Origin of the sequence: Streptomyces sp. PU-14G, assembly GCF_041028275.1 — a bacterium.
Taxonomy (GTDB): Bacteria; Actinomycetota; Actinomycetes; order Streptomycetales; family Streptomycetaceae; genus Streptomyces.
Window position 1 is genome coordinate 44,663 of sequence record NZ_JASKYT010000005.1, and the last position, 10,925, is coordinate 55,587.

A 10,925-nucleotide genomic window follows, 5' to 3' on the forward strand; every position below is an offset into this window, starting at 1 on the left:
AGGGTGCTCCGCGGACTTGTTCTTGACTAAGCAGTCCGAAATATGGGTACGGTTCTCCATGGCCCGACCCAAGAGCTTCGACCCGGACGCCGCGCTCGACCGCGCCGTGGAAATCTTCTGGACGCGTGGGTACGAGGCCACGTCCGTCGACGACCTGGTGTCCGGTATCGGCATCAAGCGCCAGAGTCTCTACGACACGTTCGGCGACAAGCGCGCGCTCTACCTGGCCTCGCTCGACCGGTACGAGGCGCGACTGCGGGAGGAGATGATTGCCGTCCTGGAAGCTCCGGGAGAGGGGGTCGGTGCCATCGAGAGCGTGTTGCGTTCGGTGATCGACCCTCGCGAGCGCGAGGGAATGCGCTGCGGCTGCTTCCTTGTGAACGCGGCCGTCGAGGTGGCCATGCGCGACCCCGAGGCCGCGTTGCGCGTGCATCGCAACGCCGAACGGATCGAGTCCGCGCTTTTGGCCGCGCTCGAACGGGCCTCGGCCGCCGGGGAGCTGCCGGAGCGGCGGGCTGACGGGCGCGCCGGCCTGCGGGCCCTCGCCCGTTACCTCGCCAACGCCCTCCGAGGCCTTCAAGTGGCCCTCCGTATGGGCACACCCGAGGCCGAGTTGCGTGACGTCGTCGACGTCACGCTCTCCGCCCTCCGTTAGCGTCCGCCTCGGCCCTGCCCCGCCCTGCTCCTTCCTCTCGACCCCGCGCCTCGGCGACTTCCGTCCGGGTGCTCGGGTCACCCTGCCCGAATTATTGACTAAACAGTCAAGAAAAAGGTGTGATCATGTCGGACTCGTCCCTTGCGAGACCCTCCCCCCTCCTCCTCCCCGTCGTCCTGCTCGCCACCTTCATGGAACTGCTCGACGTGACGATCGTCCACGTCGCGGTGCCCTCCATCCGCGACGATCTCGACGCGGGACCCGGCGCCGTCGAACTGGTCGTGGCCGGCTACGTCCTCGCCTACGCCTGCACCCTCATCTGCGGGGCCCGGCTCGGCGACCGCTACGGCTACCGCCGCCTCTTCGTCCTCGGCATGGTCCTGTTCACTGTGGCGTCCGCAGCGAGCGCCGCCGCCCCCTCCGTATCCGTGCTGGTGGCGGCCCGCGTGGCCCAGGGCATCGGCGGCGGGCTGATGAACCCCCAGGTCCTCTCCACCATCCAGTGCGCGTACGCCGGGGCCTCCCGGACCCGGGTGTTCGGGCTCTACGGTGCCACCATGGGCGTGGCCTCGATCGCAGGTCCCCTCCTCGGCGGGCTGCTCGTCACCGCCGACCTGGCCGGACTCGGCTGGCGGCTCATCTTCCTCGTCAACGTGCCCGTGGGCGTCGCGGTCCTGGCCGCCGCACGGGTGCTCCCCGCCGGGCGGGGCAGTGCAACCCCCCTCGACTGCGCCGGAGCCGGACTGATCACCCTGGGCCTGGGTCTGCTCGTGCTTCCGCTCGCGCTCGGAGCCCAGCAGGGGTGGCCGGCCTGGATGTGGTGCTGTCTGCTCGGCGCACTCCTGGTGCTGGGCCTCTTCTCCCTGGTACAGGCGGCGCGGGGGCGCGCGCAGCGCGAGACTCTGTTGCATCCGAGCCTGCTGAGGGACCGCAGCGCCGTCAGCGGGCTGATCGTCGTCCTGCTCTTCTACGTCGGCATCGCCTCGTTCTCCTACTTCTTCTCGGTCTACCAACAGGCCGCCGGGCACAGCGCATTGCACGCTGGGTTGGCCTTCTCGCCGTTCGCCGTCGCCGCGATCGCCGGGTCACGCTCCGCCGACATCCTGGGCCGACGCCTCGGACACCGCCTGCTCGTGGCCTGCGGAACGGTGCTGGCCTGCTGCATGGCCGTGCTCGCCGCCGCCGTACGGGTCGCCGATGTCGCCCACCACCCGTTCGCGGGGGCCGTGCCGCTGCTGACGGGCGGTTTCGCCTTCGGTTGCTTCACCGCAGCCGGCTTCTCCGTCGTCCTGGCCAACGTCACCCCCGAAGCGGTCGGTTCCGCCTCCGGGCTCCTGCCCACCGCGCTCAACGTCGGTGGAGCGCTCGGCATCACGGGGGCCGGCGCACTTGCTCCCGCAGCGGGCGGGGCTACGGGCTTCAGCCACGTTCTGGTCTTCGACGCCGCAGCATTCGTCCTCGCCGCCGTGGCCGCGTGCCACCTGCCCCGCCGTACCGCAGACGTCAACCTCACCAAGGAGACCAGCGCGCCATGACCAGTCCCATGTCTGCCCCGACGTCCGCCACCACGCCTGCCACAGGCATCACATCAGCACGGTTCGCGCAGCAGAACGTCCTGGTGACCGGCGGCGGATCCGGCATCGGGCAGGCCGTCGCGGAAGCTTTCGCAGGGGAGGGGGCCGCCGTCGTCGTCGCGGGGCGCTCCGCCGACAAGCTGGCCCGTACCGTCGAAACCCTCACCTCACGGGGCAGCCGTGCCCTCGCCGTCCGGACCGACATCACCCGAAGCGACCAGGTGGCCGGGCTGGTCGCCCGCACCGTCGAGGAACTCGGCAGCCTGGACATCGCCGTCAACTGCGCGGGAACGCTCGCCGCCGGCGGCCCCGTGAGCGACCTGGACGAGGACGAGTGGGCCAGACTGCTCGACGTCAACCTCACCGGCACGATGCTCTCGATGAGGCACGAGATCCGTCATATGCGCCGGTTCGGGCGGGGAACCATCGTCAACATCTCCTCGACCATCGGCGCCCACGCCCGCTTTCGCGGCACCGCCGCCTACGGCGCCGGCAAGGCGGCCCTCAGCGCGCTGACCCGCGCTGCGGCGCTTGACCACTGCCAGGAGGGCATCCGCATCAACGCCGTCAGCCCTGGCCCCGTCGACACCGCGATGTCCTACCTGCCCTCCGAGTCCAGGGCCGACCGTGACGCCCGCTACGCACAGCAACTGCCCGCGGGACGCGTCGCGACCGTGACCGAGGTCGCCGCAGCGGTGCTCTTCCTCGCCTCACCGCAAGCCGCCTTCTGCGTCGGCACCGACCTCGTCATGGACGGAGGAGCCGCGGCCTGACGGCTGGCTTTGCTCAGCCTCAGGCGCGAGCCGCCGGGCGACTCGACGGCACCCGCTCCCGAGCGGCCGACGGAGCGGTCGGACACCGACGCCCTCGCGCGAGCTGTGCCTTTCGGCCGGCCTCGCGGCCGGGCTCGGGCTGGCACCGGCGGCCGGCTCCGGGCCCGCCAGTACGTGACAAGCGTGCGGCGGGAAACCGGCGCGGACCGCCACGCCCACCGCAATGTCCACGGTCACACCCACCGCTACGTCCACTGCCACGCCCACACCGGGGCCCCGCGCAGGCCCGGCTACGTCGAACGGCCGGTGAGTCCCGCCTCGTGCGCGGCGATGGCCGCCTCCACCCGGTTACGTACGCCAAGCTTGCTGAGGACGGTGCTGACGTGTGCCTTCACGGTGCCCTCGACCAGGTGGAGCCGGGCGGCGATCTCGGCGTTGGACAGGCCCGTGCCGAGTAGTGCCAGAACCCCGCGCTCGCGCTCGGTGAGCTGCTCGATGGGGTAGCGCGAGGTGCCCGCGGCGTGTCCCATGCGCAGCCCGGCGACCACACGTGCGGCCACCTTCTGCGAGAGATACGCGCCGCCCGCCGCCACGGCGTGCACGCCAGCGATCAGTTCCCTGGGATCACCGGCCTTGAGCAGGAAGCCGCTGGCACCTTCCTGGAGGGCACCGGCGATGAAATCGTCCTCACCGAACGTGGTGAGCATGATGACGGCCGTGCCGCTCGCCTCGCGGCGGATCCGCGCTGCCGCCGCGATGCCGCCCAGCCGGGGCATCTGGATGTCCAGCAGTGCCACGTCCGGCTGGTGCCGGCGCACCGCCGCCACCGCCTCGTGCCCGTCGGATGCCTCGGCGACCACCTCGATGCCGGAGGCCTTCGCGAGGATCGCGCGAACACCGGCACGGATCATGGCCTCGTCGTCCGCGAGCATCACCTGGATCACAGGTGGAGTATACGAAACCCCCTGTGAGGCGGCGGATGCTGACGGCACTCGCCTCGCACCCCTGACGAAAGTCACTCGCACCCCTGACGCAAGTCAGAGGTGCGAGGTGCCGAAAGTAGGAAGGGTCGCTGCCGAACGACCGATGTGCCGGGTGGTGCCGGATTTCTACGGTGTCACCAGAACGCGGAGGCCCGAGGCGACGAACGAGGAAGACCAACGTGATCACCCTGCGAGGACTGACCAAGCGCTACGGCGACACCGTCGCCGTGGACGGCTTGACCCTGGACATCAAGGAAGGCCAGGTCACCGGCTTTCTCGGCCCCAACGGCGCGGGCAAGTCGACCACGATGAGGATGATCCTCGGCCTCGACAACCCCACCGAGGGCGAGGCGCTCATCCACGGCAAGCCGTACTCGGCGCTGCGCCACCCCGTGCGGGAGGTCGGCGCGCTGCTCGAGGCGAAGGCTCTGCACCCGGCGCGCTCGGCACGCCACCACCTGCTCTCGATGGCGCGGACCAACGGCATCCCGGCGCGACGGGTGGACGAGGTCCTGGAGACGGTGGGCCTGACGAAGGTGGCCCGCAAGCGTGCCGGAGGCTTCTCGCTCGGCATGTACCAGCGGCTCGGCGTCGCCGGTGCCCTGCTCGGCGACCCCGGGGTGCTGATCTTCGACGAGCCGGTCAACGGCCTGGACCCGGACGGGGTGCGATGGGTGCGAGAGCTGGTGCGGTCACTGGCGGCCGAGGGCCGCACCGTCTTCCTCTCCAGCCATCTGATGAGCGAGATGCAGCTGACGGCGGATCAACTCGTCGTCATCGGCCGGGGCCGACTGCTGGCGGACGCGCGGATCGCGGACCTGCTGGCCCAGAGCTCACGGGCGGGTGTGCGGCTGCGCAGTCCGCAGCCCGAGGGCCTGCGGGCCCTCACCGAGAAGCTCACTGCCGGTGCGGACGTCGAGGTGGAGACGGTCGGTCAGGACGAGATCGCGGTCTCGGGCAGAAGCGTGGAGGAGGTCGGCGACCTCGCCCACGAGTTGGGCCTGCGACTGCACACGCTGAGCACGGTCACCGCGTCGTTGGAGCAGGCGTACATGGAACTGACCGCGGAGAGCGTGGAGTACAGCACGGCGAGCGCGGTGTTCGGCGCGCAGCCCCCGGTGCGGAAGGCGAAGGTGTGAGCGAGATGTCGGCGGTGACGCGTACGGCGGGGGCCGGGACCCCCGAGCGGTCCGCACGGGAGCACAAGGGCGGTGGCCTCCCCGGTGCGGTGGCCGCAGAGTGGGGCAAGCTGTGGACCATCCGCACGCCGTACGCCTGTCTGGTGGCGAGCGTCGTGCTGATGGCGGTGTTCGCCTTCTACTTCGGCTCCATCGCGCAGATCAACGACGAGCCGGTGCAGCCGGTCGGCAACGCGCCGGTCACCGCCATGGTCCTCGTGCAGTTCCTCGTGGTCGTTCTGGCGATGACCACGGTGACGAGCGAGTACGCCACGGGCAGTATCCGCACCTCGCTCCAGTGGGTACCGGTACGGCACCGGGTGCAGGCGGCCAAGGCACTCGTGAACGGCGCGGTCGCGTTCGTCGCCGGGATACTGCTCGGCGCCCTGGGGATGGCCGTGGCGTGGCCCTCCTTCGACGGGTACGCCACCTTCGAGATGTCGGAAGCGCTCGTACAGCTGCTGTCGATGGGCGTGTACCTGGCGCTCGTGGCGGTACTCACGGTCGGCCTGTCCTTCGCCTGCCGGTCCGCCGTCGGAACCCTCTCCTCGCTGTTCTTCCTGCTCGCGGGGTTGCCGTTCCTCCTCATGGGCCCGGGCAGCGAGACCCTCCTGAAGATCAATGACGGCCTGCCGCAGAGCGCGGGCCATCACTTCATGGCCGGGGACACCACCCCCTACTCGTCCATGGTGGGCCTGCTGCTCGTGGTGGCCTGGGCGACGGCAGCCCACCTCCTCGGCCTGACCGTGCTGCGACGGAGGGACGCCTGACCCTTCGAGCGGTGCCGCCAGGTCCCTTGCGGTCTCCGGCCGTCGCCACCATCGGCCGGTCGCCGGTCGCCGGTCGCCGGTCGCCGGTCGCCGGTCGCCGGTCGCCGGTCGCCGGTCGCCGGTCGCCGGCCGAACGGCTCACGGCTGGCACCGGCCGGCCGTCCGGAGGCTTGCCGTCCGAGGACCGGCCGTCCGAAGACCGGCCGTCCGGGGGCAGTGCGCCCCAGTAGGCGGTTCAGTAGAGGGTTCAGGAACCCTCCGGGCGTCCCGACAGCACGTCCTTGGCGATGAGCCGGGAACCGGAGTAGCACAGCCGGTACACGTCCACCTCGTCCAGGAGATTGCCGTTCGAGCGGTAGAACGCGCAGGAGGCTCCCGCCGGTGCGGGCGCCGCCCGCATCTCGTCCGACGGGTATTTGAACTGCTGCTCCGGCAGGCGCTGTTCGACCACGGCACGCTTCTCGCCGACGCGCAGCGACTCGTAGACAGCGGGCCGCAGCACACATGTGCTGAGCTGGTAGGCGAGCAGGGCCGCCGCGGGGAGCACGGTGAGGACGAGGGCGCCCGGCGCCAGGAACGCGGCGGCGAACCGCAGCCGGGCCCGGCGCCGTGCCACCGCGAGCTGCTGCGTCGACTCCGAGCCCGCCCTGGGCGAAGGCACCTCCGCGCTCTGCGGCCGGTCGGCCATCACCCTGTGCGGTACCGTCGCCACCACCTCGAACCCGCCCCGGTGCGGGCCCGCACGCAGCGTCCCCCCGATCACCGCGACCCGCTCCCGCAGCCCCGCCAGGCCCCGGTTGCCCGGCACCGGCCGCTTCCCCTCCGGCCGCGCCCCGGCGCGCGGCGCCGAGTTGGTCACCCGTACCTCGCTGGTGTCGATAGCGTGCCGGACGGCGACCCGCACCGAGCTGCCCGGAGCGTGCTTGGTGGCGTTGGTCAGCGACTCCTGGACCACGCGGTACACCGCCCGGTCCACCAGCGGGGCCAGCACGGGCACCGTCCCCTCCTGGTGCAGCGTCACCTCGACGCCGGAGGTGGCGGCCCGGCGCACCAGGTCCTCCACCGGCTCGGTGGCCGTTGCCGTGGACACCGGCTCGGCGTCCCGCAGCACCCCGATGGTGTCCCGCAGGTTGTCCACCGCGCCCGACACTGCCGCGCGCAGCTCGGTGAGGTCAGCGCGGTGCTGGTCGGGCAGCGCGGGTTCCAGCTCGAGGGCACCCGCACGCAGCGCTATCAGGCTCAGCTCGTGTCCGAGCGAGTCGTGCATGTCGGCCGCGATCCGCGTGCGCTCCCGCAGTCTGGCCTGTTCCGCCACGAAGCGCTGCCGCTGCTCCAGGCTCACCGCCCGCTCCCAGCCGCCGCGCACCAGTGCGGCCCGCGCCCTTCGGTAGCGGCCGGCGAGCCAGGGCGGCAGCAGCGCCAGCGGAACCATCGTCAGCACGTAGAACCACCAGACGAGCGGAACCCCCAGCGCCGCGCACAGCGCCAGATCGATCACCATGGAGGCGCCGAACACGAGCAGCGAGGTGCGCGTCGTCGTCGCCCTCGACCCCATGAGGTAGCTCATCACCGCGAGCGTCAGCAGCGAGGGGGTGGCCGGGGTGGTCTCGTTCGCCAGGCCGAGCGCGCACATGCCGTTGGCCGCCAGCACCGCGGCCCCGGGGCTTGCCCGGCTGCCCGGCACCGCACCCGCGAGGACCGCCGTGGGCAGCACGAGGTCCAGGAGCGGGGAGGAAGCGGTGTCGTTGTGCAGGAACCACAGGAGCCCGATGCCGGAGAGCAGCAGCCACAGTGCCGTGTCCCAGAACGCCGGACCCACCCTGACGGAAGGCACCGGAAACCGGGAACTCCCGCCTGTTCCGGCCTTGCCGGTTCGCCATATCACGCGCCGAGACTACCCAAAGGCCCCGGGCGGGACGCCAGCCCGAAAACCGCTGTGACGAGGGACTTTCCAGCACGGATACAGCTCGTTGACACCTTTCGTACCGCACTGGCGCCGTTGATCGGCGAGCACGTCGCCCGATCCGCAGACCCCGGCCCGCCGCACGGTCGCAGGCACCGCGACCGGTGCGAGACCCGGGCGGAGATCCGACCCAGGTAGGCCTGACTGCCACCCGCTTTCCGTTTCAGACCTTGGTTCCCGACTTTGTGGGCTCGGCCCATTCGCGGACGTTCTCGGCGCTGTGGTGCGCGGTGGCCATGTGCTCAGGCTCCGAGGTCTCGACCTCGACCTCGTTGAGGAACTCGACGGAATCGCCCTCGTTGTTCTCGGCCATGTCACTCCCTGATCGGTCGGGGGTTTGCATTACCCGGCGAGTGCAGCAGTGAAGCGTCAGCGAAATGCAGGCGTCAAGTGCTCACTTGATAACCTTGCATCACAAGGATCGTCGCGTGGGCTGGCACGGAGTACGGTGCACTGCAATCCTAACGAAAGATATATCCCCAAAGCCCTAAGGAATGGAATGCCATGCTCCAGATATGGACCGAAAGAGGGGCAACGGGATGTCCGGGCACTCCGGGACACCCCGGTTCGGGGGAAGATGCAATCCACCCTTGAACAAGAGCCAAGCGAGGACCGGGGGATGGAGAATCCGGCTGTGATGCCCACCAAAGTTCTCGTGCCCGGCGGTGCCGGTTTTATCGACAGCCATACCCTGTGTCGAACTCCTCCAGCACGGATACGAAGTGGGGGTGGTCGACGACCGTCCAACAGTTCACCGCGAGCGTGCGTTGGAGCGTGCGGCGGGAATAGCCCGCGCCGGGGTCCCCGGAGCTGTACGTCATCGACGTACGGGACCGGACCGCCCTCTCCCAGGTGTTCGCCGACCACCAAATCGGCATCGCTGACGAGCAGGCCCTCAGCGAGGAGTTCGACTCGGTCCTGCGCACGGCGCTGAGCACGTTCGGCACCGCCGGGGTCGCCCCTCGCTGATCGACCTCGGCGGCGGCTTGTCCGCTCCGTTCGCAGCCCCCGGCGAGCGACCGGCGTACACCGGGCTGCGTGCCGTTCTGGAGGAACGGCTCGACGCGACGGTGCCCCGGTGGCGTGCGGGCCGGCCCGGCGTCGCCTTCGAGCCGGGCCGCTACCTCGCCGCCGACTGCGGCTCGCTGCTGACCACGGTGCTCGACGTCAAGCACAGCCGGGGCACCACCTACGTAGTCCTCGACGCGGGTGTCAACGTGCTCGGCGGCATGTCCGGCGCCGGGCGGCTCCTCACCCAGGCGGTCCAGCCGTCGGCCGAGGCGGACGGTGCCGCCGGGTAGACCGGTCGGGCCGAGCTGACGCTGGTGGGCCCGCTGTGCACACCGCTCGATGTCCTCGCCCGCGCGGCCCGTATCTCCGTTTCCCGTTCCCCGCCCCGGGGACGCACTGCGGATCGACAACATGGGTGCGTACGGCCTGTCGGCGAGCCTGCAGGGCTTTCTCAGCCGCCCCCCCCGACCACAGAGGTGGTCCTCGGCGCTGACGGCGCCGTGCTCGACGTACGGGCTCCCGAAGCGGTGTACGCCAAAGGGGTGGCGACTGGCCGGTGGCACTTCGGCCGGCCGGCACGGAAGGGGGCACACGGCCGCACCGCTCCGGGCCTGGCCTCCGCGGTCCCGGCGCTGCGAGCGCCCTCAGTGCTGAATCAGTCCGCCGACCGGCACGGTGGCCACATGGCCGGTCGCGGGGAGGTTCTGCGCCAGCGCGAGGCCGACGTCGACCAGCGAGGAGCGTCGCAGACCGGCGACATCGGCAACCGGAGTCCAGACCGACTCGGCGACCTCGCCGCTCGGCTCGGGCCGGAGCCGGCCGCCGGTGATGCGCACCTGGTAGAAGATGCCGACGTTCTGATGCTCGCGGTCGCCGGGAATGTTGCGTTCGGCTGCGGGGATGATCCTCGAATCCACGCCCAGCAGGCGTTCGACCACCGCGTCGCAGCCGGTCTCCTCGGCGACCTCCCTGATCACCGCGTCGAACGGGTCCTCCGCGTGCTCGACCCTTCCGCCCGGAAGGGTCCAGTTGGTCTCACCCTTCGGGGGCACATGACGGGCGAGCAGCACGCGTCCGTCCTCCACGCAAACGGCGTACGCCGCCAGCCGGAAACTCATCTCCGTCACCCTAACGCAACGCCCAAAACAGGGAATCGGTCCTCGCGACCGTGACCGAGAGGGGTCCGAAAAACAGAGGTACTTGTGGGGGATTCCCTGCAAGCCCCATGCGGACCGGTGGCCCCTCGAGCGGGGCGACGCTCCTTGACACACCGTCAGCCACCATGGGCGCCGCCGGGAGCGCCGCCTTGTCGAGTTGGCCGTTCGGCGTGAGCGGCATGCGCGGCACCGGGACGTCCGGGGCGCTGGGCTCGCCGTCGGCGTGGACGGTGAGCATGACCCGCCAGGCCCCGTCGGTGGCACCGGCCTGCGGTCACACCGAGACCCTCTTCACGGCGGACATCCTGGGCGATCTGGGCCTCACCGAGCATGCTGCCCCCTCATGGCTGGTCGGCGCCCAGGGGGCGGGCGGGCAACCCCTGACATGGCGCGGCGACATGCGCCGACGCCGGCGCGAAACGGTCCCGCAGATGCTGTCACCGTCGTCGCAGGCCCCCGCGTAGGGCCACTGCCGCGCCACGGTGCGAGAAGGGTGCAGGAGAGGGCAGGAGGGGGCCGCTCCCGTGCGGGAAGGGGGCCGTGACGGACATGACGGTCCGTCTCAGCCGGTGCCGGGCTGGACGAGCTCGAAGAGGTGCCGTGCCGCCTGGCGTCGGGCCGCGCGTCGCAGCCGTACGGGAGCGGGCAGGCCCGGGTCCGACGGCGGGGGAGTGGCGGCGAGGCGGGAGAAGAGGCCCCTGGCGTCGGCGCGGTTGACGGCCTTGAGTGTGCCGGTGTCGGCGGTGGTATGGGTGTCGAGGAGTTCGCGGAGTACTGCCGGGCGGCGCTGGGCGAGAAGGGCCAGTCGCTGCTGAAGAGGAGGTGTCCGGGGCGGGCGGAGGTGAGCAGGGCGGGCAGGGC

At 71.0% G+C, this 10,925-nt stretch carries 11 protein-coding genes and 1 pseudogene; 7 read left to right on the forward strand and 5 right to left on the reverse strand.

Features of this window, described 5'->3' with window-relative positions:
• The first annotated feature begins 58 nt into the window (after positions 1-58).
• From AB8Z75_RS01405 to AB8Z75_RS01415, 3 genes are all read left to right on the forward strand, one after another.
• Positions 59-655, forward strand: a complete 597-nt coding sequence (locus AB8Z75_RS01405) for a TetR/AcrR family transcriptional regulator (protein ID WP_369199460.1) — start codon at positions 59-61, stop codon at positions 653-655.
• A gap of 125 nt (positions 656-780) precedes the next feature.
• Complete coding sequence (locus AB8Z75_RS01410) at positions 781-2,190, forward strand: MFS transporter (RefSeq protein ID WP_369199461.1); 1,410 nt, start codon at positions 781-783, stop codon at positions 2,188-2,190.
• Complete coding sequence (locus AB8Z75_RS01415; RefSeq protein WP_369199462.1) at positions 2,187-3,002, forward strand: SDR family NAD(P)-dependent oxidoreductase; 816 nt, start codon at positions 2,187-2,189, stop codon at positions 3,000-3,002. The genes AB8Z75_RS01410 and AB8Z75_RS01415 overlap by 4 nt, the downstream gene beginning before the upstream one ends.
• 290 nt (positions 3,003-3,292) lie before the next feature.
• Here the strand turns inward: AB8Z75_RS01415 and AB8Z75_RS01420 are convergent, their stop codons facing one another.
• Complete coding sequence (locus tag AB8Z75_RS01420; RefSeq protein WP_369199473.1) at positions 3,293-3,937, reverse strand: response regulator; 645 nt, start codon at positions 3,935-3,937, stop codon at positions 3,293-3,295.
• Between the two features lie 227 nt (positions 3,938-4,164).
• On the opposite strand from AB8Z75_RS01420, the gene AB8Z75_RS01425 reads away from it, so the two are divergent.
• Together AB8Z75_RS01425 and AB8Z75_RS01430 are read left to right on the forward strand one after the other, a co-directional pair.
• The gene (locus AB8Z75_RS01425; protein ID WP_369199463.1) at positions 4,165-5,124 is read left to right on the forward strand and encodes an ABC transporter ATP-binding protein; all 960 of its coding nucleotides are present in this window, start codon (positions 4,165-4,167) and stop codon (positions 5,122-5,124) included.
• A 5-nt stretch (positions 5,125-5,129) separates the two neighbouring features.
• Positions 5,130-5,933, forward strand: coding sequence for an ABC transporter permease (locus tag AB8Z75_RS01430; protein WP_369199474.1), 804 nt, complete (start codon positions 5,130-5,132; stop codon positions 5,931-5,933).
• A 247-nt stretch (positions 5,934-6,180) separates the two neighbouring features.
• On the opposite strand, the gene AB8Z75_RS01435 is transcribed toward AB8Z75_RS01430, so the two are convergent.
• Together AB8Z75_RS01435 and AB8Z75_RS01440 are read right to left on the reverse strand one after the other, a co-directional pair.
• A complete protein-coding gene (locus tag AB8Z75_RS01435; RefSeq protein WP_369199464.1) occupies positions 6,181-7,767 on the reverse strand; it encodes a sensor histidine kinase in 1,587 nt (528 codons plus the stop codon).
• A gap of 292 nt (positions 7,768-8,059) precedes the next feature.
• The gene (locus AB8Z75_RS01440) at positions 8,060-8,209 is read right to left on the reverse strand and encodes a hypothetical protein (RefSeq protein WP_369199465.1); all 150 of its coding nucleotides are present in this window, start codon (positions 8,207-8,209) and stop codon (positions 8,060-8,062) included.
• A gap of 673 nt (positions 8,210-8,882) precedes the next feature.
• Here AB8Z75_RS01440 and AB8Z75_RS01445 point away from each other — a divergent pair.
• Entirely contained in the window at positions 8,883-9,197 is a 315-nt protein-coding gene (locus AB8Z75_RS01445; protein ID WP_369199466.1) for a hypothetical protein, read from the forward strand.
• A 354-nt stretch (positions 9,198-9,551) separates the two neighbouring features.
• Here AB8Z75_RS01445 and AB8Z75_RS01450 read toward each other — a convergent pair whose 3' ends face one another.
• Entirely contained in the window at positions 9,552-10,025 is a 474-nt protein-coding gene (locus AB8Z75_RS01450) for an NUDIX hydrolase (protein ID WP_369199467.1), read from the reverse strand.
• A gap of 164 nt (positions 10,026-10,189) precedes the next feature.
• Between AB8Z75_RS01450 and AB8Z75_RS01455 the strand changes: the two genes are divergently transcribed.
• Positions 10,190-10,528, forward strand: a complete 339-nt coding sequence (locus tag AB8Z75_RS01455; RefSeq protein WP_369199468.1) for a hypothetical protein — start codon at positions 10,190-10,192, stop codon at positions 10,526-10,528.
• Between the two features lie 98 nt (positions 10,529-10,626).
• Here the strand turns inward: AB8Z75_RS01455 and AB8Z75_RS01460 are convergent.
• Positions 10,627-10,925 (reverse strand): annotated as a pseudogene (locus AB8Z75_RS01460) (hypothetical protein); the annotation flags it as partial.

Excerpts from the sequence above, each read along its gene's own strand:
- AB8Z75_RS01405 (WP_369199460.1), top strand. The coding sequence starts at position 59 with ATGGCCCGACCCAAGAGCTTCGACCCGGACGCCGCGCTCGACCGCGCC.
- AB8Z75_RS01450 (WP_369199467.1), bottom strand. The coding sequence starts at position 10,025 with ATGAGTTTCCGGCTGGCGGCGTACGCCGTTTGCGTGGAGGACGGACGC.
- AB8Z75_RS01455 (WP_369199468.1), top strand. The coding sequence starts at position 10,190 with ATGGGCGCCGCCGGGAGCGCCGCCTTGTCGAGTTGGCCGTTCGGCGTG.
- AB8Z75_RS01410 (WP_369199461.1), top strand. The coding sequence starts at position 781 with ATGTCGGACTCGTCCCTTGCGAGACCCTCCCCCCTCCTCCTCCCCGTC.
- AB8Z75_RS01440 (WP_369199465.1), bottom strand. The coding sequence starts at position 8,209 with ATGGCCGAGAACAACGAGGGCGATTCCGTCGAGTTCCTCAACGAGGTC.
- AB8Z75_RS01415 (WP_369199462.1), top strand. The coding sequence starts at position 2,187 with ATGACCAGTCCCATGTCTGCCCCGACGTCCGCCACCACGCCTGCCACA.
- AB8Z75_RS01430 (WP_369199474.1), top strand. The coding sequence starts at position 5,130 with ATGTCGGCGGTGACGCGTACGGCGGGGGCCGGGACCCCCGAGCGGTCC.